Here is a 23,074-nt window from a genome sequence, read left to right as displayed (position 1 = left end):
TCCAGGCAAGAGGGGATTTCAGAATTGTGCTCGCGCAGGAATTAGAACGGGAAATGGATCAGTTCGACGTCGTCCGGCGTCACCTTCACCATCGAACCTTCGCTGTGCCAGGCGCCGAGTACCACGCGCCATGCGGGCTGGCCGTTGGCCTGCAGGTCATGGACCGCCGGGCGATGGGTATGGCCGTGGATCAGCCACTGCACGTGATGCCGCTCCATGGCGTTAACCACCGCCTGTGGATTCACATCCATAATTTCCATTGATTTGCTGCTGTTGGCGGCTTTGCTGTCGGCGCGCATGCGGGCGGCGATGCGGCGGCGGACAAACAGCGGCAGAGCCAGGAACAGACGCTGGATCCACGGGGTGTGGACTTTCGCGCGAAACGCCAGATAGCCTTGGTCATCGGTGCACAGCGTGTCGCCATGCATAATCAAGACGTCACGGCCATAGAGGTCCAGTCGCTCTTCTTCGGCGAGCAGGATCATCCCGCTCTGACGGGCGAAGCGCTGGCCGACGAGAAAATCGCGGTTGCCGTGAATGAAGTAGCAGGGCACGCCGGCGTCGACGACGGCTTTGATTGCCGTAGCGATTTGCTGATGCAACGGGTTGGGATCGTCATCGCCGATCCACGCCTCAAACAGATCGCCAAGGATATACAGGGCGTCCGCCTGACGGGCTTCCCCCTGTAAAAAACGCAGAAAACCGGCGGTGATCGCCGGTTCTTCTGTTTGCAGGTGCAAATCTGCAATAAAAAGTGTCGCCACGAATTACTCGCTGACGGTGACGCTTTTGATGATCACATCGTCTTTCGGCACATCCTGGTGCATGCCGCTGCGGCCGGTGGCAACCGCTTTGATTTTGTCAACCACGTCCATGCCTTCAACCACTTCCGCGAAGACGCAGTAGCCCCAGCCCTGCAGGCTTTCGCCGGAGAAGTTCAGGAAGTCGTTGTCAACCACGTTGATGAAGAACTGCGCGGTGGCAGAGTGCGGCGCCTGAGTACGGGCCATCGCCAGCGTGCCGCGGGTGTTTTTCAGACCGTTGTTCGCTTCGTTCTGAATCGGAGATTTGGTCGCTTTTTGTTTCATGCCAGGTTCAAAACCGCCGCCCTGAATCATGAAGCCGTTGATAACACGGTGGAAAATGGTGTTGTCGTAGAAACCTTCGCGGCAGTAGTCCAGGAAGTTTTTAACTGTTTCCGGCGCTTTGTCGTCAAACGTTTTGATTACGATATCGCCATGATTGGTGTGGAAAGTAACCATTTTTGCATCCTGTTCCGATGAGTGTGGTGCCAGCACCCGGTGTCGGGTGAGATATAGGGGGGTGTTATAGCATAACCGCGGGGGTCGATGCACCTTGCAATGTGTGCTGCGTCCTGTCTGAATTATGGGTATTATAGAGGCTTCATTACCCACACACGTCTACACGGAATCTTCGATGTTAAAAATTTTTAATACACTGACGCGCCAGAAAGAGGAATTTAAACCTATCCATGCCGGGGAAGTCGGCATGTACGTGTGTGGTATTACCGTTTACGATCTCTGTCACATCGGCCATGGGCGTACCTTCGTCTCTTTTGACGTTGTGGCGCGTTATCTGCGTTTTCTCGGCTATAAGCTGAAGTACGTGCGCAATATCACCGATATCGACGACAAAATCATTAAGCGCGCTAATGAAAACGGCGAAAGCTTTGTCGCGCTGGTCGATCGGATGATCGCCGAAATGCACAAGGATTTTGACGCCCTGAATATTTTGCGTCCCGACAGCGAGCCGCGCGCGACGCATCATATTGCGGAGATCATAGAGATTACCGAGCAACTAATCGCCAAAGGCCATGCCTATGTGGCGGATAACGGCGACGTAATGTTCGATGTGCCGACAGACCCGAACTACGGTTTGCTGTCGCGTCAGGATCTCGATCAGCTGCAGGCGGGGGCGCGCGTCGACGTGGTTGACGTCAAGCGTAATCCGATGGACTTCGTCCTGTGGAAGATGTCGAAAGAGGGCGAGCCAAGCTGGCCGTCGCCGTGGGGCGCAGGCCGTCCGGGATGGCATATCGAGTGCTCGGCGATGAACTGCAAACAGCTGGGCAACCATTTTGACATTCACGGCGGCGGTTCCGATCTGATGTTCCCGCATCACGAAAACGAAATCGCTCAGTCCACCTGCGCCCATGACGGCGAGTACGTTAACTACTGGATGCACTCCGGCATGGTGATGGTCGACCGCGAGAAGATGTCGAAATCGCTGGGCAACTTCTTTACCGTCCGCGACGTGCTGAAGTATTACGATGCCGAGACCATTCGCTACTTCCTGATGTCCGGCCACTATCGCAGCCAGCTGAACTATAGCGAAGAGAACCTCAAGCAGGCGCGTTCGGCGCTGGAGCGTCTGTACACCGCGCTGCGCGGTACCGACAAATCCGTCGATGCGGCGGGCGGCGAAGCCTTCGAAGCACGCTTTATCGAGGCGATGGACGATGACTTCAACACCCCGGAAGCCTACTCGGTGCTGTTCGATATGGCTCGCGAAGTGAACCGTCTGAAAACCGAGGACGCGGCCGCGGCGAACGCCATGGCGGCCCACCTGCGTAAGCTTGCGTCGGTGCTGGGGCTGCTGGAGCAGGAGCCGGACGCCTTCCTGCAGAGCGGTGCGCAGGCTGACGACGCGGAAGTGGCGGAAATTGAATCGCTTATCCAGCAGCGTCTGGACGCGCGTAAAGCGAAAGACTGGGCGGCGGCGGATGCGGCGCGCGATCGTCTTAACGAGATGGGTATCGTGCTGGAAGATGGCCCGCAGAGCACCACCTGGCGCCGGAAGTAAGCCATAAAAAAACGCCCGCTTAAGCGGGCGTTTTCCTTTTCGCGGTCAGGCCGTGACGGTCACGCTCTGGCCTTCAAAGCTCACTGTCTGACCGGCGACGATTTTGCAGCGTTTGCGAGTTTCCACCGCACCGTCGACTTTTACCAGCCCGTCGGCGATGGCGATCTTCGCCTGGGCGCCGCTTTCGCTCCAGCCTTCGAGTTTCAGCAGATCGCACAGCTCAACGTGCGGGTGTTTTCCTAAGGAAAATGTCGCCATCTCAGGCCTCCTCAACGTCGTGGTACTCTTCGCACGCCTGCAGCGTGTTCTGAATCAGAGTGGCGACGGTCATCGGGCCAACGCCGCCGGGAACCGGGGTGATGTAGGAGGCGCGTTCAGCGGCATCTTCATACACCACGTCGCCGACCACTTTGCCGCTTTCCAGACGGTTAATGCCGACATCGACCACAATCGCCCCTTCTTTGATCCATTCGCCAGGAATAAAGCCCGGTTTACCCACCGCGACGATCAGCAGGTCGGCGTTTTCGACATGATGGCGCAGGTTTTTGGTAAAGCGGTGGGTGACGGTGGTGGTGCAGCCGGCCAGCAGCAGCTCCATGCTCATCGGGCGGCCAACGATATTGGAGGCGCCAATGACCACCGCATTCAGGCCGTAGGTGTCGATATTGTAGCGTTCCAGCAGCGTCACGATACCGCGTGGGGTGCACGGACGCAGGCGCGGCGCCCGCTGGCACAGGCGGCCAACGTTGTAAGGATGGAAGCCGTCAACGTCTTTATCCGGCGCGATGCGCTCAAGAACTTTGACGTTATCTATCCCTGCAGGCAGGGGCAGCTGAACCAGAATACCGTCGATGGTCTTATCGGCATTCAGGGTGTCGATAAGCTCCAGCAGCTCGGCTTCGCTGGTGGTTTCCGGGAGATCGTAAGAGCGGGAGACGAAGCCCACTTCTTCACATGCTTTGCGCTTGCTGCCGACATAAATCTGCGAGGCCGGGTTGCTGCCGACCAGCACGACGGCCAGCCCAGGGGCGCGTTTTCCGGCCGCAACGCGAGCCTTCACTTTTTCCGCAACCTCAGAGCGTACCTGCTGCGCAATCGTTTTACCGTCAATAATTTTTGCTGCCATCAGAGAGAGGATTCCATCTGTATCTTTACGAAAGGGGGATGAGGATATTTTGTCAGAAGCCGGCCTCGCTGTCAGTCCTCGTTTGCTGTTTTATCCTGTCCGGGGCGAATTTAGCCTGTTTTGACCCTGGTTATTACATGGTTATTGGTGCGTTGCGCCTGGCCACTCAGTCGATTTACTGGCGTAAGAGCCCCGCTGGTACGCTTCTTGTACAGTTGGTGGAGGATATTTCGCCAGCGTCGTATAAGCTCCACAGTTTCCTGGCAAAATGGATTGACTCAACCGACGTGGACCGTATAATTCCAGGCGTTTCACTCCGCGAAGCACTCGCTTCTCAGGGCGCCCTTAGCTCAGCTGGATAGAGCAACGGCCTTCTAAGCCGTAGGTCACAGGTTCGAATCCTGTAGGGCGTGCCATTAAAAAACAATAAGTTATGTCAGTTTTAACCCAGCCTGATTTCCTCCTTGTGTCGTATTTGTGTCGCTAGCGACAAAAATGGCCTCAATTTTCCGTGCGTGTTCAGTCAGGTGGTTCGGCGCCAGGTGAGCATATCGACGGACCATTTCGATGATTCTAATGTCTTGCAGTATCTGTCGGACGATGGCCAGTGAGAGTACAGCATTACGGCTCTGTAATATCGAACAGAATGGTTAATGCTGGTTATAGCTGAGTGCAGAATAAGCGCTCTGCAGGAATGTGAAAATATGTTGCCGGTAACAGGCTAATAGTCATTATAGCTTTAGGTTATGTCTGACTGGGTTAAGTATCGCATTTTAAGCTGGCGTGAAGTACAGTTGTTAAAGATCAATATTGAACACTATTTGAAAGCATACCCTCGATGTTCATCCACTGCCTGGAAAGATCCAAATGAACATCAAATTCGTCGTCATCTCCGTATTCGCTGTTGTGTGTGTCTTTGCATCAGATATTTCCATCGCCAAATCGAATTCCTTAAGCGATGATCAGGTCAGGCAAAGAATTATTGATGACTCTGTCGCATCCTATCCCGGTACCTGTGCCTGTCCCTTCAATACCGCCCGGAACGGCAGCTCGTGCGGTGGCCGCAGTGCCTGGAGCAAAGCTGGTGGGTACGCACCTATTTGCTACAAGAAAGAGGTAACAAAGGAGATGGTGAAGGCGTGGCGACAAGAGAATCAATGATACTAATCATTATCTGAACCAGGTGATTACTTACACTGGAATAGTAGGTTAAATAATATTAAATGATTATTTCGAATACGGCAGGCCATTTGCAGTAAGCACTGTTCTGTTAGAGGCGGCAGAGGCCACGGCATATATTATTTAACCTTGTGATATTTGACCCCAGCTAATCTTTTCCCCTCTCTGACGGATTAAGTGCCACGTATCCTGTTACGAAGAGCACCGGATTACTCACACATCAGATACTCCCTCTTCTCACGACAAAACCGGTTCAGCGTGTTGTGTGTGGAGACAGTACCCATCAACTCAATCTGATAACAAAAAGTTTAATTTTTTTCCCCGCCGCCCTGACTATAGTTAGGGCACTTTCACTTGCCCAAAAGGTCACGATTATGAAATTAGTTATCGCCTCCGTAATTTCCCTTCTCAGCTTCAGCGCGCTGGCGGCGCCAGAGGGCACGCTCAGCGTACACATTCTTAATCAGCAAACCGGGCTCCCTTCGCCGGGGGTGCAGATTGAGCTGGATAAGCAGCAAGGGGAGAGCTGGCAGCATATCGCCACCGGCAAAACGGATGCCGATGGGCGGATTAAATCGCTCTATCCGCAGGCGGAAAATATGGATCCGGGGGTTTATAAAGTGACGTTTAAAACCGGTGACTATTTTAAAAGCCAAAACATGAATACGTTCTTCCCGGTGATTCCGGTTATTTTCAATGTCACAAAGCAAAATCAAAAACTGCATATCCCGCTGCTGCTCAGTCAGTACGGATACTCTACCTACCGCGGCAGCTGATGACCCAAGCCGCTATCCAGCCAACGCCTGCGCGTCTCCCGCAGGCGTCACCCTTTCCCCGCACAACGACCTCCATGCCTAACGCTCGGGCTCTTTCTCTTTAAAGTGTTTAACGGCTTCGTCGTATATCGCCAGCAGGCCGGAAATATCGCCTTCATATTGCGGCACGCGCTGGGCGCGAACCAGCTCAATCAGCAGCGCATAGGCTGCTTCTTCCGGGGCCGCATGTGGGTTGATCAGTCCAGACATATCACCTCCTTAACAGTGGGCCTTTAGCCTACTCCTGGGTGGAAAAACGCAACAGCCTGATATGCAACCAGTGCTTCTTGTCTGGCTCTGGTGAAACCTCAGCGGTGAAGACCACGGCGGAAGGGGGGCGTTTTCCAGGCCACTGGGGGGGCGGTTAGACCGGCAGGAGGCTCATCATCAGCCAGGCGATGGCGATGCAGATAAGCGTCATCGACAGCACAAAATTCATGGTAGCTCCTCTTCATCCTTTCTGTACTCAGCGTAAATTTTGACAGCGCTGATCGCCTTTATCCTTGGCGATTTGTGCCGCTATCCGACGATGGGGTGGGGAAAGATGGCCTGTTTCCCCGGAAAGGCCAGCAAAATATCCTCTTTGTCAGAGTTATAGTGATGACATCAATGAATAAGCTGCATCACATTGGTTATGTTGCTCTTTCCGCCTGAAGAATGACTTCAGGTCGCTGATAAGCTGCTGGGGGAACTGACAGGATGAGCACCACACCGTTAACGCTTTCTATTGCCGGGCAACCGACGCCCATCACCCTGCCGCAGGTGCCGGGAACCCGGGGCCATGTGGGAGTCGACATACGCGAGCTGAATCACTCCGGATTCTGCAGCTACGACCCTGGCTTTGCCAACACCGCCGGATGCCAGTCGGCGATCTCGTGGATCGATACGGAAAACAGCGTGCTGCTGCACCGCGGCTATCCGGTGGATCAGCTGGCTCGCCAGTGTGATTTTCTCGAGGTGGCGTACATCATGCTGCGGGGCGACGCGCCGGATGAGGCCAGCTATCAAACGTTTCGCGAGACCATCACCCGCCATACCCTGGTGCACGAGCAGATAGCCCGCATGTGTAGCGGCTTTCGCCGCGATTCGCACCCGATGGCGCTGATGTGTGCTCTGGTGGGGGCGCTGGCGGCGTTCTATCATGATGTTCTGGACGTGGAAAATCCGCAGCATCGGGCGCTGGCCGCCACGCGGCTGCTGTCGAAAATGCCCACTATCGCCGCCATGAGCTACAAGTACACCATTGAACAACCCGCCGCCTATCCGCGCAACGATCTCTCCTATGCCGGAAATTTCCTGCAGATGCTGTTTGCTATCCCGGCCGAAAAGTACGTCCTCAATCCGGTTATCGAGCAGGCGATGAACCAGATCCTGGTCCTGCATGCCGATCACGGGCAGTGCGCCTCCACCACCACGGTGCGCGCGGCGGGCTCCTCCGGAGCGAACTTATTCGCCTGCGTCGCCGCCGGGCTGGCATCATTATGGGGACCGATGCACGGCGGCGCCAATGAGTCGAGCATGCGGATGCTGGAGGAAATTGAAAGCGTCGATCAGGTTCCGGCGTTTCTGCGTCAGGCAAAGCGCGACCCGCAGGCATTTCGCCGCCTCGGTTTTGGCAACTCACGCTACCGTCACCGTGACCCGCGCGCCGATATCCTGCGTGAAACCAGCCATCGGGTCCTGGCGGAGGTAGGCATGTCTGACCGTCTGCTGCAGGTGGCGATGGCCCTTGAGGACGTGGCGCTGACCGATCCCTACTTTGTGGAAAATGGCCTGTCGCCGAGCGTGGATTTTTATACCGCGGTGATCCTCAAGGCGATGAATCTGCCTTCGTCGATGTTTGCGGTGGTCACCGCGGTCGGCCGGACGGTCGGCTGGGTGGCGCACTGGAACGAGATGCACCAGGCGCCGCTGACCATCTACCGGCCACGGCAGATTTACGTTGGCGAGGAGTATCGGGATTACGTCTCACGACGTAGCGAGCAGCCGACCGGATCGCGGTGACAGCGGGTGAGGCGAACGCCAGCGCGACCTTCGTGGTGACCTATAACTGATCGGCCTGACGGCGCGGCGCCGTCAGGCATGCGCCAGCAAAGGAAACATCAACTTCCTGTCTTTAAACAAGTTTTCCTTCTGGTCATAGACAAAGAGGATATCTTCTCCCTCAATCTTCTCGTACTCGCCGAGCCGGTCTTCATTGGGGGTAAAGCCGAGGATAGCCTGGTAAACATGGTCATCGGCCAGCTCGTTGACCAGCGTCGACAGGCTTTTGCCCGCATCGCAGAACAGGTCAAAGCAGATCAGCACCGGACCGTTTTGCATGGCGATAACCACCGCCTCATTTTTTGCCGAATAGTAAACGAAATGCTTCATAAAGGCTGAGCAGTAAAACATCAGCAGGCCAAAGTTGTGCTCCACCCGCAGCGGTGAGAACGGGTTGGATTTTTCATAGTAATGGCGGAGCAGGGCGACATCGTCAGCGCTGTCCATATCCAGTTTGCGAAAATCACCGGCGCGCGGAGCGACCGGCATAATATATTGATGCTCTTCGCTGCGGGTGAAACCAAATTTGGGGTAAAAATCCACCGTGGTGGGATTGGCAAATAAAAAGAAGGCGTCCGCCTCCTGCTGCCAGTCCTGCAGAATATGGTGGATAAGCTGGCCGGCTAATCCCTTATTGCGGTGGTCCGGTTCGGTCATCACGGTACCAATCTGAATATACCGCCGGGGCTCGCCCTGCCAGCGCAGATCGATGATGTTGGCCGAGGCGTTAGCGATAATTTTATTACGTTCGACAAAGGCGTAGGGGATATAGGCGTCAGTCCAGTAACCTTGCTGATACCACTCTTCAAAAGACAGGTCGAAAGTCTTAACGGCAAGGTCAATGAAGCTTTTTCTTAATATGTTATTTTCTCTGACTTGCTTCACTAATTGATAATTCATTGTCATAGTTCCTTCTCACTATGGCTTCTGAAAGCGACGACGTCGGCAAAGGCACTTGCGTCGAATGAGCGCTGTAAACGTAGCATATCTGGGAAAAGGATCCGCAATGTCGATGCTTAACCTTTGCCCGAGTCACAAATAACCGCATGAAGGCGTCACAAATGACGTTGAACATCCCGCCGCGCAGCACGTTATCTCCGTGCTGCAGAGCAACCACGGGGCCAATGCAACAGGCGATGAGAAAATATGCTGTTTGTTTTTTGGGCAACCAGTCGCGCTGTAGAGGTCTGGTTTATTTTTTTATGCATAAAAAAGGAAGTTTTACGCGATGTGGCTAATAATAGAGTAGCCGCAATCGCAAGACTGAAATTAGTGATTGAACAACGTATAATATCGTGCTTTGTGTCTTAGTGTTACCGCACGAATTGGAAAAATACAACCGGCAGGATCCGCTACTTTATTTCGCGGTTTTTGCTCAGCTATTATTGAGTGAATTAACAGGATTACTATGTCAAATTTACCCAAATTTTCCCGCGCGCTATTGCACCCGCGTTACTGGCTATTATGGCTGGGAATTGGCCTCTTATGGCTGCTGGTGCAATTACCGTATCCAGTGATCTACCGACTGGGCACAGCGCTCGGGCGGCTGGCAATGCGGGTGATGAAAAGCCGCGCACGGATTGCCAGACGTAATCTCGAACTCTGCTTTCCCGCGATGAGCGTCGCCGAGCGTGAGGCTCTGCTGGTGAAAAACTTTGAATCGCTGGGCATGGGGCTGATGGAGACCGGCATGGCCTGGTTCTGGCCGACGCACCGGGTGGCGCGCTGGACCGAGACCAGCGGCGTAAACGAGGTGGTCGAACTTCTGGAACAAAAGCAGGGCATCTTACTGATCGGTATCCATTTTCTGACCCTCGAGATGGGGGCGCGAATGTATGGCATGTTTACCCCGGGGATCGGCGTCTACCGGCCCAATGATAACCCGCTGATTGACTGGCTGCAGACCTGGGGACGCTTGCGCTCGAACAAGACCATGCTGGATCGAAAAAATCTGAAAGGCATGGTCAGGGCGCTGAAAGAGGGAGAGATCCTCTGGTACGCGCCGGATCATGATTACGGGCCGGCCAGCAGCGTTTTTGCGCCGCTGTTTGCTGTCGAGCAGGCGGCGACCACCACCGGCACCTGGATGCTGGCGAAGATGTCCGGGGCGACGATTGTGCCGTTTGTTCCGCGACGCAAACCCAACGGTATGGGATATGAGCTGATCTCCCTGACGCCGGAGCGCACGCCGCCGCTGGCCAGCGCCGAGGTTACCGCGGCGTGGATGAACCAGATTATCGAACAGTGCATCCTGATGGCGCCTGAACAATATATGTGGCTGCACCGGCGCTTTAAGACCCGCCCGGAAGGGGTGCCGCCGCGTTACTGAACGCTGCGGCCAAAAAATCAGCGCACCGGTAGCACGCTTATTAAATCGCCGTCTATACTGAAAGAGCCTGATCTAAGGCCCATTCCAAGGAGATTGCAGGATGAAAAAAGTGATAGTCGCGTTAGCCCTTTCCGCCGTTGCGTTTGGCGCGTCCGCCGCGCAGTTGATCACCAAAGAAGAAGCTAAACACTTTAAACTGACCAAGGTCGGACCGATCTCGGTGGGGCCGTCAGGTGGGCAGTTCTCTTCACCTTCCGATCTGCACGATCAGCTCTCCAAGCTGGCCGATGAGAAAGGCGGAAAGTACTACGTGATTACTGCTGCGCGTGAGCATGGTCCTAACTTTGAAGCCACAGCGGAAGTGTATAAATAATCGATTCTTCCGCGTGCCATAACGGCACGCCACTGACTGAGCCTGGAGCGCATTACGCCTCCGGGCTTATTTTTTTCCGCTGCCCACGTTCCGACGGCTAAGCGGAAGCGAAAACGTTTTTTATCGCTATATATGAATTTGATGATCACGATGTTAATGAAATATTGCTTTTTATTGTCGCTAAAAGGCGAATTCCAACCTAATGCCTGAGGGAGTGACCCCTGGCAAAAATAGGTAGGACAAATGTGTTATCATCGCGCCTTTCCCTTTTTGTCTGGGGCTTTCTTGTATGCTACAACCTGTTGTTCGCGTCGGTGAATGGCTGGTAACCCCCTCTGTAAACCAAATCAGCAGGAAGGGGCGCCAGCTTACCCTTGAACCGCGTTTAATCGACCTTCTGGTCTTTTTCGCTCGCCATCCGGGGGAAGTGCTTAGTCGGGACGAGCTTATCGAAAACGTCTGGACCCGGAACGTTGTGACCAGCCACGTCGTCACGCAGAGTATTTCTGAACTGCGCAAGTCGCTCAAAGACGGCGACGACGTTAGCCTTGAGTACATCGCGACGGTACCCAAACGGGGGTATAAGCTCACGGTGCCGGTGATCTGGTGCACCGAAGAAGGGGAGGAACTCGCCCCACAGATGGAGGCGCTGACGCCTTCGCCTTCGGTCGCCGCGACCGCGCCGCCGGCTGCCGGTGCGCCGCCCGATGCGCCCGTCTCCGCCGCCGATCCCGCCGTGCCAGCTCCCGCTCCGACAGTGGCCAGTGCGCCGTCAGTGCGTAAACGGCTCACCACCGCCCTGGTGTGGGGACTGTTCCTGTTGGCGCTGGGCACCTGCGTGGCGCTGGTGGCGCTGTCGAGCATGGAATCGCGGCCGCCGGTCAACAAGGCGCGCCTGTTGCTTAATCCGCGCGATATCGATATCCACCTGGTGAATGGTAACTCCTGCACCAACTGGTCGTCGCAGCACTCCTACGCGGTCGGCCTGGCCAGCCTGATCACCACCTCGCTGAACACCTTCTCGACCTTTATGGTGCATGACAAAACGGACTACAACATCAATGAGCCGAGCAGTTCCGGTAAAACGCTAACCATTGAGTTCGTCAATCAGCGCCACTACCGGGCGCAGCAGTGCTTTATGTCGGTACAGTTGGTGGATAATGCCGACAGCTCGACGATGCTCGATAAGCGCTACTTTGTGACCAATGACAACCAGCTCACCATCCAGAACGATTTGATGAACAGCCTGTCGGATGCCCTGACGCAGCCGTGGCCGGCGCGGATGCAGGCGATGCTCAGGCAGTATCAACCCTCGCAAAGCGTGGCGTTAACCTATTTCTACCAGTCGCATCAGCTGTTAATGAAGGGCGATGTTGACTCATTAAGCAAGGCCAGCAGCCTGCTGGATGACGTGATTAAACGGGCGCCTGATTTTATTTATGCGTATGCCGAAAAGACGCTGGTGGATGTATTACGCCATTCGCAACAGCCGCTGGATGATAAACAGCTGGCAGCCCTCTACAGCGAAGTTGAGCGGGTAGGGGAGATGCCAGGTATTAAAGACATGGCGATTTATTATCAAATAAAAGCGGTGGATTTGCTGGGGAAGGGCAAAGTCGATGAAGCGAATACCGCGATTAACAGTGCGATCGATTTAGAGATGTCGTGGCTGAATTATGTGCTGTTAGGCAAAGTCTATGAGATGAAAGGTGAGAACCGGCTGGCAGCAGATTCTTACATTACGGCGTTTAATTTACGCCCCGGGGGAGACACATTGTACTGGATTGAAAACGGGGTTTTCCAGACGTCGGTCAACCGGGTGGTTCCGTATCTCGATAATTTCCTCTCTTCAGAATAAGTAAACCCTCATCCTGTACAAGGTTTTGGGCATGGTGAGGTTAAATTTATGTTTCTCATGAAGCCTCTTGTTGTTATTTATATTTAGCATTCAGGAGGCTTTAAATAACAGTTCGGCAACACACTGAATCTGGTTTAAGTGCATGTAAAACAACAATGTTTATCTTTTTATGACACCCTGTTGTCATGTTTATATGTTAAGCGAAAAAGGTCAAAATATCATTTGTCTGATGTTTGTTGTTATTTCACTTTATCTTTAGGACTTATCTCGTACAAATCAGTAATCTTGTTGGCAGTTGGTCGGGTCAATTAATGGTTCTGTATCATGATCTGTACCTCCCAAATAAACTTAGGAGAAAAACAACCATGAGTTCTGCCAAGAAGATCGGGCTATTTGCCTGTACCGGTGTTGTCGCCGGTAATATGATGGGGAGCGGTATTGCATTATTACCTGCGAACCTGGCCAGCATCGGTGGTATTGCCATTTGGGGCTGGGTGATTTCAATTATTGGTGCGATGTCTCTGGCTTATGTTTATGCCCGACTGGCCACTAAAAACCCGCAGCAGGGTGGCCCAATTGCTTACGCAGGGGAAATATCTCCGGCATTCGGTTTCCAGACCGGTGTGCTTTATTATCATGCAAACTGGATTGGTAACCTGGCTATCGGGATTACCGCGGTTTCTTATCTGTCTACGTTCTTCCCCATTTTAAATAACCCGGTGCCAGCAGGGATTGCCTGTATTGCCATCGTGTGGATCTTTACTTTCGTTAATATGCTCGGCGGGACCTGGGTCAGCCGTCTGACCACTATTGGTCTGGTGCTGGTGCTTATTCCAGTGGTGATGACCGCGGTCGTCGGCTGGCACTGGTTTGATGTCGCTACCTATCAGGCGAACTGGAACACCTCCAGCACCACCGATAGCCACGCGGTCATTAAAAGTATCCTGCTCTGCCTGTGGGCCTTCGTTGGCGTAGAATCCGCCGCCGTGAGTACCGGGATGGTGAAAAACCCGAAACGTACCGTACCGCTGGCTACCATGCTGGGTACTGCGATGGCCGGTATCGTCTATATCGCCGCGACTCAGGTTATCGCCGGTATGTATCCTGCTTCTCAGATGGCCGCGTCGGGTGCGCCGTTCGCGATTAGCGCCTCTACTATTCTCGGCGGCTGGGCTGCGCCGATGGTATCCGCTTTCACCGCCTTTGCCTGCCTGACTTCTCTGGGCTCGTGGATGATGCTGGTTGGCCAGGCCGGTGTCCGCGCCGCCAACGACGGCAACTTCCCGAAAGTGTATGGCGAAGTTGATAGCAACGGTATCCCGAAAAAAGGCCTGCTGCTGGCCGCAGTGAAAATGACCGCGCTGATGGTGCTGATTACCCTGATGAACTCCGCCGGTGGTAAAGCCTCTGACCTGTTCGGCGAACTGACCGGTATCGCGGTACTGCTGACCATGCTGCCTTACTTCTACTCCTGTGTTGACCTGATTCGTTTTGAAGGCATCAACATCCGTAACTTTGTCAGCCTGATTTGTTCGGTACTGGGTTGCGTGTTCTGCTTCATCGCGCTGATGGGCGCAAGCTCCTTCGAACTGGCCGGCACCTTTATCGTTAGCCTGATTATCCTGATGTTCTACGGTCGCAAAATGCACCAGCGCCAGAACAACACATCGGATAGCAACAGCCCCGCTAACGCGCACTAATCAGTAACCCTTTTTCCTGAGGCTCCTTCCATCACCTGTCATAGCGCGACGGGAGGGGCTTTCTACATCTGGAGATTTGACTATGAACGTTATTGCAATCATGAATCACATGGGGGTTTACTTCAAAGAAGAACCCATCCGTGAACTGCATCGTGCTCTCGAACGCCTGGACTTCCGCATTGTCTACCCGAACGACCGTGACGACTTATTAAAACTGATCGAAAACAACTCTCGTCTGTGCGGCGTGATCTTCGACTGGGATAAATACAATCTCGAGCTGTGCGAAGAAATCAGCAAAATGAACGAGTACATGCCGCTGTATGCGTTCGCTAACACCTACTCCACGCTGGACGTTAGCCTGAACGATCTGCGCATGCAGGTTCGCTTCTTCGAATATGCGCTGGGCGCTGCGGAAGATATCGCGAACAAAATCAAACAGAACACTGACGAATATATCGACACCATTCTGCCGCCGCTGACCAAAGCGCTGTTCAAATATGTGCGTGAAGGCAAATACACCTTCTGTACCCCGGGCCACATGGGCGGTACCGCCTTCCAGAAAAGCCCGGTAGGCAGCATCTTCTACGATTTCTTTGGCTCCAACACCATGAAATCCGATATCTCGATTTCGGTTTCTGAACTGGGTTCCCTGCTGGACCACAGCGGCCCGCACAAAGAAGCGGAAGAGTATATCGCTCGCGTATTCAATGCTGAACGCAGCTATATGGTGACCAACGGCACCTCTACCGCCAACAAAATCGTCGGTATGTACTCCGCGCCGGCCGGCAGCACCGTATTGATTGACCGTAACTGCCACAAATCGCTGACTCACCTGATGATGATGAGCGACATTACGCCGATCTACTTCCGTCCGACCCGTAACGCCTACGGCATCCTCGGCGGTATCCCGCAGAGCGAATTCCAGCACGCGACTATCGCCAAGCGTGTGAAAGAGACGCCGAACGCGACCTGGCCGGTACACGCGGTGATCACCAACTCGACTTACGATGGTCTGCTGTACAACACTGACTTCATCAAGAAAACCCTGGATGTGAAATCCATCCACTTTGACTCCGCGTGGGTGCCTTACACCAACTTCTCGCCGATCTATGAAGGCAAATGCGGGATGAGCGGCGGCCGCGTCGAAGGGAAAGTGATTTACGAAACCCAGTCCACGCACAAACTGCTGGCGGCGTTCTCTCAGGCGTCGATGATCCACGTGAAAGGCGACGTTAACGAAGAGACCTTTAACGAAGCCTACATGATGCACACCACCACCTCTCCGCACTACGGGATCGTGGCGTCCACCGAAACCGCGGCAGCGATGATGAAAGGCAACGCCGGTAAGCGCCTGATCGACGGCTCTATCGAACGTTCCATCAAGTTCCGTAAAGAGATCAAACGTCTGAAAGGCGAGTCTGACGGCTGGTTCTTCGACGTATGGCAGCCGGAACATATCGACGGCCCTGAATGCTGGCCGCTGCGCTCCGACAGTGCATGGCACGGTTTCAAAAACATCGATAACGAACACATGTACCTCGACCCGATCAAAGTCACGCTGCTGACTCCGGGGATGAAGAAAGACGGCACCATGGATGACTTCGGTATTCCGGCAAGCATCGTGGCGAAATATCTCGACGAACACGGCATCGTGGTGGAGAAAACCGGTCCGTACAACCTGCTGTTCCTGTTCAGCATCGGTATCGACAAAACCAAAGCGCTGAGCCTGCTGCGTGCGCTGACCGACTTCAAACGCGCGTTCGACCTGAACCTGCGGGTGAAAAACATGCTGCCGTCGCTGTACCGTGAAGATCCTGAATTCTATGAGAACATGCGTATTCAGGACCTGGCGCAGAACATTCACAAACTGATTGAGCACCACAACCTGCCGGACCTGATGTTCCGCGCCTTCGAAGTGCTGCCATCGATGGTGATGACCCCGTATGCCGCGTTCCAGAAAGAGCTGCACGGTCAGACGGAAGAAGTGTACCTCGAAGAGATGGTCGGCCGCGTCAACGCCAACATGATCCTGCCGTATCCTCCGGGAGTGCCGCTGGTGATGCCGGGTGAAATGATCACCGAAGAGAGCCGTCCGGTGCTGGAGTTCCTGCAGATGCTGTGCGAAATCGGCGCCCACTACCCGGGCTTCGAAACCGATATCCACGGCGCCTATCGTCAGGCGGATGGTCGTTACACCGTTAAAGTGCTGAAAGAAGAGAATAACAAGTAATAGACGCACACCAGGGAAGTGGCTTGCCACTTCCCTTTTTCACGCTGCAAGGAGAACACATGAAAACACCCTCACAGCCGCGCGCGATTTACTACATCGTTGCGATCCAGATCTGGGAGTACTTCAGCTTTTACGGCATGCGCGCCTTACTCATCCTCTACCTCACCCACCAGCTTGGCTTCGACGACAGCCACGCCATCAGCCTGTTCAGCGCTTACGCATCTCTGGTTTACGTTACCCCTATTCTCGGCGGCTGGCTTGCCGACCGTCTGCTCGGCAACCGCACGGCGGTGATTGCCGGGGCGCTGTTGATGACTCTCGGCCACGTGGTGCTGGGCGTTGAGTCGACCTCCGCATGGAGCCTGTACGTCGCGCTGGCGATCATTATCTGCGGCTATGGCCTGTTCAAATCCAATATCAGCTGCCTGCTTGGCGAACTCTACGCCCACGACGATCCGCGTCGCGACGGCGGCTTCTCGCTGCTGTACGCCGCCGGCAATGTCGGCTCCATCGCCGCGCCCATCGCCTGCGGGCTGGCGGCCCAGTGGTACGGCTGGCATATCGGCTTCGCCCTGGCGGGAATCGGTATGTTCATCGGACTGATGATTTTCTTAAGCGGCAGCCGCCATTTCCGGCATACCCGCGGCGTCGATAAACCGGCGCTGCGGGCGGTGAAATTCGTGCTGCCGACCTGGGGCTGGCTGCTGGTGATGCTGTGCCTGGCGCCGGTGTTCTTCACACTGCTACTGCAAAACAACTGGTCCGGCTATCTGCTGGCGATCGTCTGCTTGTTTGCCGCCCAGATGGTGGCGCGGATCATGATCAAAGCGCCCGAGCATCGTCGCGCGCTATGGCAGATCGTCCTGCTGATGCTTGCCGGGACGCTGTTCTGGGTGCTGGCTCAGCAGGGCGGGAGCTCGATTAGCCTGTTTATCGACCACTTTGTTAACCGCCGCCTGCTGAACTGGGAGGTGCCGACGGCGCTGTTCCAGTCGGTTAATGCGGTGGCGGTGATGGCGGCCGGCGTGGTACTGGCGTGGCTGATGCGCCCGGAAGGCAGCGTACGTTCGGTGCTGCGCGTCTGGTTGAAATTCGCTTTCGGCCTGCTGCTGATGGGCGGCGGCTTTATGCTGCTGGCGCTTAATGCCCGCCACGGCGCCGCTGACGGTCAGGCCTCGATGGGCATGATGGTCGCCGGGCTGGCGATGATGGGCTTTGCCGAACTGTTTATCGACCCGGTGGCGATGGCGCAAATCACCCGCCTGAACATGCCCGGCGTCACCGGGGTGTTGACCGGGATCTACATGCTGGCCACCGGCGCGGTGGCCAACTGGCTGGCGGGCGTGGTCGCCCAGCAGACCACCGAATCGCAAATCAGCGATACGGCGATTGCCGCCTATCAGCATTTCTTCTCGCAGATGGGGGAATGGACCCTCGGCTGCGTGGCGGTGATGGTGATTATCGCCTTTGCCGCAGCCTGTAGCGTCGGCAAACGCCGCGCGGCGGCTGGCGAACTTCCCGGCGGCGGCGCCTGATGCGCGTCCCGGCGGGCTATCGGCCAGCGCGATTTATCGCCCCGGTAAGCGCAGCGCGACCGGGGGTATCCCATCAACAGCGGAGCGCAAAGCCGCTCCTTGCACAGCGTAGTGAACAGGAGGAGGATATTCTGGCAGGCGCGGAAGCCAACGATAAAAAATACCGTTAGTGAAGGCATAGCTGAGTGAGATCAGCTTGAAGTGAAGCCAGATTCGTTACTCTTGTTCTTCGGTGTAAAGCCGGAGACAGGCCGCGCGGAAGGGTGACCTGGTTCAATTTATCGAAGCTAGTTTGAAAGCAAGGTTATGAGGAACCCATATGTCTGAACAACAAGCACAAGGTGCCGATGAGGCCATTGACCTTAATAATGAACTGAAAACTCGTCGCGAAAAACTGGCTGCGCTGCGTGAGCAGGGCGTAGCTTTCCCCAACGATTTCCGTCGCGATCATACCTCTGACCAATTGCACGCTGAATTCGATGCGAAGGATAACGATGAACTCGCTTCCCTGAACGTTGAAGTTGCGGTGGCCGGCCGGATGATGACCCGCCGCGTGATGGGCAAAGCCTCCTTCGTCACCCTCCAGGACGTCGGCGGCCGTATCCAGCTGTACGTGGCCCGCGATGACCTGCCGGAAGGCGTCTACAACGAACAGTTTAAGAAATGGGATCTCGGCGACATCATCGCCGCCCGCGGCAAGCTGTTCAAAACGCAAACCGGCGAACTCTCCATCCACTGCACCGAGCTGCGCCTGCTGACCAAAGCCCTGCGCCCGCTGCCGGATAAATTCCACGGCCTGCAGGATCAGGAAGTCCGCTATCGCCAGCGCTATCTGGATCTGATCGCTAACGAAGAGTCGCGCCATACGTTCCGCATCCGCTCGCAGATCCTCGCGACCATGCGTCAGTTCATGGTGGCCCGCGGCTTTATGGAAGTGGAAACCCCGATGATGCAGGTGATCCCCGGCGGCGCGTCCGCCCGTCCGTTTATCACTCATCACAACGCGCTCGATCTCGATATGTACCTGCGCATCGCGCCGGAACTGTATCTGAAACGTCTGGTGGTCGGCGGTTTCGAACGCGTGTTTGAAATCAACCGTAACTTCCGCAACGAAGGGATCTCGGTACGTCATAACCCAGAGTTCACCATGATGGAACTGTACATGGCGTACGCGGACTACAAAGACCTGATCGAACTGACCGAGTCGCTGTTCCGCACCCTGGCGCAGACGGTTCTGGGCAAAACCGAGGTGCCGTATGGCGAGCAGGTGTTTGACTTCGGCAAGCCGTTTGAAAAACTGACCATGCGCGAGGCGATCAAAAAACACCGTCCGGAAACCAACATGGCGGATCTGGATAACTTCGACGCGGCGAAAGCGCTGGCGGAATCTCTCGGCATTCAGGTAGAGAAAAGCTGGGGTCTGGGGCGCATCGTCACCGAAATCTTCGATGAAGTGGCGGAAGCGCACCTCATCCAGCCGACCTTCATCACTGAATATCCGGCAGAAGTCTCCCCGCTGGCGCGCCGCAACGACGTGAACCCGGAAATCACCGACCGCTTCGAGTTCTTCATCGGCGGCCGCGAAATCGGTAACGGTTTCAGCGAGCTGAACGATGCGGAAGATCAGGCGCAGCGTTTCCAGGATCAGGTCAACGCCAAAGCGGCGGGCGATGACGAAGCGATGTTCTATGACGAAGACTACGTCACCGCGCTGGAGTACGGCCTGCCGCCGACCGCCGGTCTGGGCATCGGTATCGACCGCATGGTGATGCTGTTTACCAACAGCCATACCATCCGCGACGTAATCCTCTTCCCGGCCATGCGTCCGCAGAAGTAATCTGTTGCACTTCCTCCCGGCCCGCGCCGGGAGGTCTCCCCGCATGAGTCACATCACATTGCTTGCCTGGCCGGACGAACCGGTCACCGCAGTCTATCGGCATGGTGTGCCCCCGCCGGGGAGCAGGGAGTTTACTCTATTTTTTGCAACGTGCCGCGCTGGCTGCCGTTTGTCCAGTTGCCGTTAAAGGCGTCGTTGAGAGTAAAGGTTGAGTTTTTCACCCGGAAAGTCAGCTTACCCTGGCTCGCTTTCGCGTCCTCCACCAGATGACCATGAGTTTTCACCGTTTTAGCGGTGACGGTAATCTCATCAATTTTATCGCCATATTCAGTATAAACATACCAGGTGCCCAGCCAGGGGCCGAAGCCGCTGCTGGCCTGCTGCGCGGCGGCGGCATTCTCGGCTTTGGTTTTATGAATATCGCAGGTGGTCCCGTCGGTCATCTGCGTACAGCCGGAGCGTTCAAGCTGCTCCCGGTATTTCGCGCTAATGGCGTGGGCCGGCGCGGCGGCGACCAGCGCCAGGGTGAGGGTGGTGAAAAGCCAGGTCTTATTCATCTTATTGTTTCTCATTGCGATAGCGGCGCGCATTGTCATAAAGGTTGATACACATTGGTGTATTCTCCGGGGGCGTCAGAATAAATATAACCGCAGCCATTCCTGACAAATAATGATCAGAAAGGCGAAGGGTTATTTATTTGTAAAAACATCATTACCCTGATTTTATTTATCACCGTATCTTCCCGCTGCTTGTCATATTATTGCAGAGAGAATGTTAAGTAATTGATGTTTTAAAAGCGATTATTTGTCACTTACGCAAATAACAGCAGGCCAGGCCTGGGCGCAGGGCTAAAGCCCGCGCTGGTGCGGTATTGAGTTTTTTTCATATTGCTATCATCATATTTCGAATGAAAGGGATAACCTCTGAAACGGGTTATTAAGCCAGTAATTTTTATCTGCAAAATAAGCCTGCGGCAAGCATTATTTCCATTAATTTTTCAGGGCTACTGGCGACAACGGATATTCCGCCCGCGGCAATGATGGATTTCCATCATTTCTCCGTTTTCATCGCTGGTCGTCGCCTGCTTATAGTGACGGCACACCAGACGACTGGCTGAAAAGGAGATAAACATGGCGACAGAGCACCTGCAGTGGGGCATTAGCCCCCTGTGCTGGACCAACGATGTGCTGGAGGATTTAGGCGGCGATATCCCTCTCGACACCTGTCTGCGCGAGGCGCGGGAGGCGGGATTTCAGGGCATTGAGTTAGGGCGCAAGTTTCCCCGCCAGGCGGAGACGCTGGGGCCTCTGCTGGCGGCGGCTGACCTGCGGCTGGCGTCCGGCTGGTACAGCGGCTTACTGGCTGACCGCAGCGTGGAAGCGGAGCTGGAGGCGGTGCGGGGCCACGCGCAGCTCCTGCAGCAGCTCGGCGCCAGGGTCATGGTCTATGGCGAGTGCGGGCAACTGCCCGGTGAAACGCCGCTTGATGAGCCGATCTCGCTCTCACCGCCGTTAAGCCGCGTCAGTCTGACGGCGTATTGCCATAAGCTGAATACCTTTGCCGACCTGCTGCTGCGGGACTACGGTCTGCGGCTGGCCTATCACCATCACCTGATGATGCTGGTGGAGCACGACGACGAGCTGGAGCGGTTTCTGTCACAGACCCATGACAACGTCGGGCTGGCGTTTGATACCGGACACGCCTTCGTCGCCGGGGTCGATATCCCGCGCGTGCTGGAAAAATATGGTCACCGTATACGCCATCTGCATCTGAAAGACGTCCGTCCGCAGGTGCTGGGGCGCCTGTATCGCGAAAACCTGAGCTTTAACGAGGCGGTGCGCGCCGGGCTGTTTACCATCCCTGGCGACGGCTGCATCGACTATGCGCCGATCCTCGACTTTGCCCGCGACAGCGACTACCGCGGCTGGCTGATTATCGAAGCCGAGCAGGACCCGGCGATGGCGCCGCCGTTGGCCACCGCCCGCCGCGCCTTCGCCTGGCTGGCGCACCATTTCTCGTCCCCTTCATCATCAGAGGAGCACGCATCATGAGCGCACGGTTAAATATTGGTCTCATTGGCTCCGGTTTTATGGGCCAGGCGCACGCCGACGCTTACCGTCGCGCGGCCATGTTCTATCCCGATCTGCCGAAGCGCCCCTATCTTTACGCGCTGGCGGATCAGGATCAGGCGCTGGCCGAACGTCATGCGGTGAAGCTGGGGGCAGAGAAGGCTTACGGTGACTGGCGCGAACTGGTGAACGATCCGCTGGTGGACGTGGTGGATATTACCTCGCCGAACCATCTGCACTACACGATGGCGATGGCGGCGATCGCGGCGGGTAAACATGTCTATTGCGAGAAGCCGCTGGCGGTTAACGAGCAGCAGGCGCAGGAGATGGCGCAGGCGGCCCGGCGCGCGGGGGTGAAGACCATGGTGGCCTTTAACAACATCAAAACCCCGGCGGCGCTGCTGGCAAAGCAGATTATCGCCCGGGGCGATATTGGCGAACCGGTGCGCTTTCGCGGCACCTTTGATCAGGGGTTTTATAACGACCCGAACCTGCCCTGGTCCTGGCGCTGCTCGAAAACCCTCGGCGGCAGCGGGGCGCTTGGCGACCTCGGCGCCCATACCCTGTCCGTCGCCCAGTTTTTGATGGGCGGGATCCGTGAAGTGACCGCCAGCGCGCAAACCTGTCTGCGCCAGCGTCCGGTACCGCAGACCGATGCCGGGTATGCCAGCCGGGTCGCGGCCGATGCCGAGTGGCGGGAAGTGGAAAATGACGATCAGGTTCAGTGTCTGGTCAATTTCGACAGCGGCGCCGCGGGGGTGATTGAAGCCTCGCGCATCGCCGCCGGGCGCATCTTCGGCGTGTTCTGGGAGGTCTCCGGCACCGAAGGCACGCTGTATATGGACGGGGAGCGCTTTAACGAACTGCAGGTCTATCGCTTCCGCGATGACAAACACGACCGCGGCTTTAAAACGCTGTATGCCGGGAGCCAGATCCCGGCCTATGCCGGCTTCTTCGGCTTCGATTTTGGCGGCGGCGGGCTGGGCTATTTTGACGTCAAGGTGATTGAAGTGCATGACCTGGTGCAGGGTATTTGCGGGGACGACGACTGCTATCCCAGCTTTGAATTTGGTTTACAGAATCAGCGCGTGCTGTCGGCGATTGAAGCCTCAATGGTCAGCCGTCGCTGGGTTAACGTGGTTAAGGATTAAGGAGCC

The 23,074-nt window shown here is 55.6% G+C and carries 21 protein-coding genes, 1 tRNA gene and 1 pseudogene; 15 read left to right on the top strand and 8 right to left on the bottom strand.

Translation table 11 applies throughout. The features are described from left to right. Nucleotides 1-41: 41 nt before the first annotated feature. Together lpxH and ppiB are read right to left on the bottom strand one after the other, a co-directional pair. Nucleotides 42-764 (bottom strand): UDP-2,3-diacylglucosamine diphosphatase, encoded by a 723-nt coding sequence (lpxH, locus tag ACLH1I_RS08490; protein WP_004204708.1) that lies wholly within the window; start codon nt 762-764, stop codon nt 42-44. Nucleotides 765-767: 3 nt separating this feature from the next. Beyond that, entirely contained in the window at nt 768-1,262 is a 495-nt protein-coding gene (gene ppiB / locus ACLH1I_RS08485; RefSeq protein WP_004151319.1) for a peptidylprolyl isomerase B, read from the bottom strand. Between the two features lie 175 nt (nt 1,263-1,437). On the opposite strand from ppiB, the gene cysS reads away from it, so the two are divergent. Beyond that, nucleotides 1,438-2,823, top strand: a complete 1,386-nt coding sequence (gene cysS, locus ACLH1I_RS08480; RefSeq protein ID WP_135731637.1) for a cysteine--tRNA ligase — start codon at nt 1,438-1,440, stop codon at nt 2,821-2,823. Nucleotides 2,824-2,868: 45 nt separating this feature from the next. Here cysS and ybcJ read toward each other — a convergent pair whose 3' ends face one another. Then, nucleotides 2,869-3,081, bottom strand: a complete 213-nt coding sequence (gene ybcJ, locus ACLH1I_RS08475; protein ID WP_004143016.1) for a ribosome-associated protein YbcJ — start codon at nt 3,079-3,081, stop codon at nt 2,869-2,871. Between the two features lies 1 nt (nt 3,082). Continuing rightward, the gene (folD, locus tag ACLH1I_RS08470) at nt 3,083-3,949 is read right to left on the bottom strand and encodes a bifunctional methylenetetrahydrofolate dehydrogenase/methenyltetrahydrofolate cyclohydrolase FolD (protein ID WP_004143017.1); all 867 of its coding nucleotides are present in this window, start codon (nt 3,947-3,949) and stop codon (nt 3,083-3,085) included. A gap of 339 nt (nt 3,950-4,288) precedes the next feature. Here folD and ACLH1I_RS08465 point away from each other — a divergent pair. After that, nucleotides 4,289-4,365 (top strand) — tRNA-Arg (locus ACLH1I_RS08465). A 15-nt stretch (nt 4,366-4,380) separates the two neighbouring features. On the opposite strand, the pseudogene ACLH1I_RS08460 reads toward ACLH1I_RS08465, so the two are convergent. Next, nucleotides 4,381-4,518 (bottom strand): annotated as a pseudogene (locus ACLH1I_RS08460) (integrase); the annotation flags it as partial. Nucleotides 4,519-4,816: 298 nt separating this feature from the next. Between ACLH1I_RS08460 and ACLH1I_RS08455 the strand changes: the two are divergent. Continuing rightward, nucleotides 4,817-5,110, top strand: coding sequence for a hypothetical protein (locus tag ACLH1I_RS08455; protein WP_135731633.1), 294 nt, complete (start codon nt 4,817-4,819; stop codon nt 5,108-5,110). Between the two features lie 392 nt (nt 5,111-5,502). Further along, nucleotides 5,503-5,904, top strand: coding sequence for a hydroxyisourate hydrolase (uraH, locus tag ACLH1I_RS08450; protein WP_087774527.1), 402 nt, complete (start codon nt 5,503-5,505; stop codon nt 5,902-5,904). Between the two features lie 78 nt (nt 5,905-5,982). Here the strand turns inward: uraH and ACLH1I_RS08445 are convergent, their stop codons facing one another. Next, nucleotides 5,983-6,153 (bottom strand): hypothetical protein, encoded by a 171-nt coding sequence (locus tag ACLH1I_RS08445; RefSeq protein ID WP_023319874.1) that lies wholly within the window; start codon nt 6,151-6,153, stop codon nt 5,983-5,985. A gap of 303 nt (nt 6,154-6,456) precedes the next feature. Here ACLH1I_RS08445 and ACLH1I_RS08440 point away from each other — a divergent pair, with 303 nt between their 5' ends. Both ACLH1I_RS08440 and ACLH1I_RS08435 read left to right on the top strand, forming a co-directional pair. Further along, on the top strand, nt 6,457-6,597 hold the full coding sequence (locus ACLH1I_RS08440; protein ID WP_032425838.1) for a hypothetical protein: 141 nt from the start codon (nt 6,457-6,459) through the stop codon (nt 6,595-6,597). 45 nt (nt 6,598-6,642) lie between these two features. Then, on the top strand, nt 6,643-7,947 hold the full coding sequence (locus tag ACLH1I_RS08435; RefSeq protein ID WP_023319875.1) for a citrate synthase: 1,305 nt from the start codon (nt 6,643-6,645) through the stop codon (nt 7,945-7,947). 72 nt (nt 7,948-8,019) lie between these two features. On the opposite strand, the gene ACLH1I_RS08430 is transcribed toward ACLH1I_RS08435, so the two are convergent. After that, the gene (locus ACLH1I_RS08430) at nt 8,020-8,886 is read right to left on the bottom strand and encodes a GNAT family N-acetyltransferase (protein ID WP_004202384.1); all 867 of its coding nucleotides are present in this window, start codon (nt 8,884-8,886) and stop codon (nt 8,020-8,022) included. Between the two features lie 508 nt (nt 8,887-9,394). Between ACLH1I_RS08430 and ACLH1I_RS08425 the strand changes: the two genes are divergently transcribed. The 7 genes from ACLH1I_RS08425 (at nt 9,395) to lysS (ending at nt 19,848) form a co-directional block, all read left to right on the top strand. After that, a complete protein-coding gene (locus ACLH1I_RS08425; protein WP_017898813.1) occupies nt 9,395-10,315 on the top strand; it encodes a Kdo(2)-lipid IV(A) acyltransferase in 921 nt (306 codons plus the stop codon). Nucleotides 10,316-10,415: 100 nt separating this feature from the next. Continuing rightward, nucleotides 10,416-10,688: a DUF1471 domain-containing protein gene (locus tag ACLH1I_RS08420; protein ID WP_004202387.1), complete on the top strand. Its 273-nt coding sequence runs from the start codon at nt 10,416-10,418 to the stop codon at nt 10,686-10,688. Nucleotides 10,689-10,977: 289 nt separating this feature from the next. Then, nucleotides 10,978-12,546 carry a lysine decarboxylation/transport transcriptional activator CadC gene (cadC, locus tag ACLH1I_RS08415; RefSeq protein WP_017898812.1) on the top strand — a complete coding sequence of 523 codons (1,569 nt, stop codon included), beginning with the start codon at nt 10,978-10,980 and terminating at the stop codon, nt 12,544-12,546. A 365-nt stretch (nt 12,547-12,911) separates the two neighbouring features. Further along, nucleotides 12,912-14,246 (top strand): cadaverine/lysine antiporter, encoded by a 1,335-nt coding sequence (cadB, locus tag ACLH1I_RS08410; protein ID WP_004202389.1) that lies wholly within the window; start codon nt 12,912-12,914, stop codon nt 14,244-14,246. Nucleotides 14,247-14,328: 82 nt separating this feature from the next. After that, nucleotides 14,329-16,476 (top strand): lysine decarboxylase CadA, encoded by a 2,148-nt coding sequence (gene cadA, locus ACLH1I_RS08405; RefSeq protein ID WP_002892486.1) that lies wholly within the window; start codon nt 14,329-14,331, stop codon nt 16,474-16,476. A gap of 59 nt (nt 16,477-16,535) precedes the next feature. After that, nucleotides 16,536-18,011, top strand: a complete 1,476-nt coding sequence (gene dtpD, locus ACLH1I_RS08400) for a dipeptide permease DtpD (RefSeq protein ID WP_004202391.1) — start codon at nt 16,536-16,538, stop codon at nt 18,009-18,011. A gap of 319 nt (nt 18,012-18,330) precedes the next feature. Next, on the top strand, nt 18,331-19,848 hold the full coding sequence (lysS, locus tag ACLH1I_RS08395; protein ID WP_108450641.1) for a lysine--tRNA ligase: 1,518 nt from the start codon (nt 18,331-18,333) through the stop codon (nt 19,846-19,848). 131 nt (nt 19,849-19,979) lie between these two features. Here lysS and ACLH1I_RS08390 read toward each other — a convergent pair whose 3' ends face one another. Then, nucleotides 19,980-20,405, bottom strand: a complete 426-nt coding sequence (locus tag ACLH1I_RS08390) for a hypothetical protein (protein WP_025999107.1) — start codon at nt 20,403-20,405, stop codon at nt 19,980-19,982. Nucleotides 20,406-20,978: 573 nt separating this feature from the next. Between ACLH1I_RS08390 and iolE the strand changes: the two genes are divergently transcribed. Both iolE and ACLH1I_RS08380 read left to right on the top strand, forming a co-directional pair. Then, nucleotides 20,979-21,899: a myo-inosose-2 dehydratase gene (iolE, locus tag ACLH1I_RS08385; RefSeq protein WP_023319878.1), complete on the top strand. Its 921-nt coding sequence runs from the start codon at nt 20,979-20,981 to the stop codon at nt 21,897-21,899. Further along, nucleotides 21,896-23,068 (top strand): Gfo/Idh/MocA family protein, encoded by a 1,173-nt coding sequence (locus ACLH1I_RS08380; protein WP_004202397.1) that lies wholly within the window; start codon nt 21,896-21,898, stop codon nt 23,066-23,068. The genes iolE and ACLH1I_RS08380 overlap by 4 nt, the downstream gene beginning before the upstream one ends. Nucleotides 23,069-23,074 lie beyond the last annotated feature (6 nt).

The sequence above is a fragment of the Klebsiella sp. 1SOBk10mer genome (assembly GCF_046602535.1).
In the GTDB taxonomy this organism is placed as follows: Bacteria; Pseudomonadota; Gammaproteobacteria; order Enterobacterales; family Enterobacteriaceae; genus Klebsiella; species Klebsiella quasipneumoniae.
Note: the sequence above shows the minus strand (reverse complement) of the source record. Positions and strands in the feature narration are given on the sequence as shown.

Excerpts from the sequence above, each read along its gene's own strand:
- ppiB (WP_004151319.1), bottom strand. The coding sequence starts at position 1,262 with ATGGTTACTTTCCACACCAATCATGGCGATATCGTAATCAAAACGTTT.
- cysS (WP_135731637.1), top strand. The coding sequence starts at position 1,438 with ATGTTAAAAATTTTTAATACACTGACGCGCCAGAAAGAGGAATTTAAA.
- ybcJ (WP_004143016.1), bottom strand. The coding sequence starts at position 3,081 with ATGGCGACATTTTCCTTAGGAAAACACCCGCACGTTGAGCTGTGCGAT.
- folD (WP_004143017.1), bottom strand. The coding sequence starts at position 3,949 with ATGGCAGCAAAAATTATTGACGGTAAAACGATTGCGCAGCAGGTACGC.
- ACLH1I_RS08455 (WP_135731633.1), top strand. The coding sequence starts at position 4,817 with ATGAACATCAAATTCGTCGTCATCTCCGTATTCGCTGTTGTGTGTGTC.
- uraH (WP_087774527.1), top strand. The coding sequence starts at position 5,503 with ATGAAATTAGTTATCGCCTCCGTAATTTCCCTTCTCAGCTTCAGCGCG.
- ACLH1I_RS08445 (WP_023319874.1), bottom strand. The coding sequence starts at position 6,153 with ATGTCTGGACTGATCAACCCACATGCGGCCCCGGAAGAAGCAGCCTAT.
- ACLH1I_RS08435 (WP_023319875.1), top strand. The coding sequence starts at position 6,643 with ATGAGCACCACACCGTTAACGCTTTCTATTGCCGGGCAACCGACGCCC.
- ACLH1I_RS08430 (WP_004202384.1), bottom strand. The coding sequence starts at position 8,886 with ATGAATTATCAATTAGTGAAGCAAGTCAGAGAAAATAACATATTAAGA.
- ACLH1I_RS08425 (WP_017898813.1), top strand. The coding sequence starts at position 9,395 with ATGTCAAATTTACCCAAATTTTCCCGCGCGCTATTGCACCCGCGTTAC.
- ACLH1I_RS08420 (WP_004202387.1), top strand. The coding sequence starts at position 10,416 with ATGAAAAAAGTGATAGTCGCGTTAGCCCTTTCCGCCGTTGCGTTTGGC.
- cadC (WP_017898812.1), top strand. The coding sequence starts at position 10,978 with ATGCTACAACCTGTTGTTCGCGTCGGTGAATGGCTGGTAACCCCCTCT.
- cadB (WP_004202389.1), top strand. The coding sequence starts at position 12,912 with ATGAGTTCTGCCAAGAAGATCGGGCTATTTGCCTGTACCGGTGTTGTC.
- cadA (WP_002892486.1), top strand. The coding sequence starts at position 14,329 with ATGAACGTTATTGCAATCATGAATCACATGGGGGTTTACTTCAAAGAA.
- dtpD (WP_004202391.1), top strand. The coding sequence starts at position 16,536 with ATGAAAACACCCTCACAGCCGCGCGCGATTTACTACATCGTTGCGATC.
- lysS (WP_108450641.1), top strand. The coding sequence starts at position 18,331 with ATGTCTGAACAACAAGCACAAGGTGCCGATGAGGCCATTGACCTTAAT.
- ACLH1I_RS08390 (WP_025999107.1), bottom strand. The coding sequence starts at position 20,405 with ATGAATAAGACCTGGCTTTTCACCACCCTCACCCTGGCGCTGGTCGCC.
- iolE (WP_023319878.1), top strand. The coding sequence starts at position 20,979 with ATGGCGACAGAGCACCTGCAGTGGGGCATTAGCCCCCTGTGCTGGACC.
- ACLH1I_RS08380 (WP_004202397.1), top strand. The coding sequence starts at position 21,896 with ATGAGCGCACGGTTAAATATTGGTCTCATTGGCTCCGGTTTTATGGGC.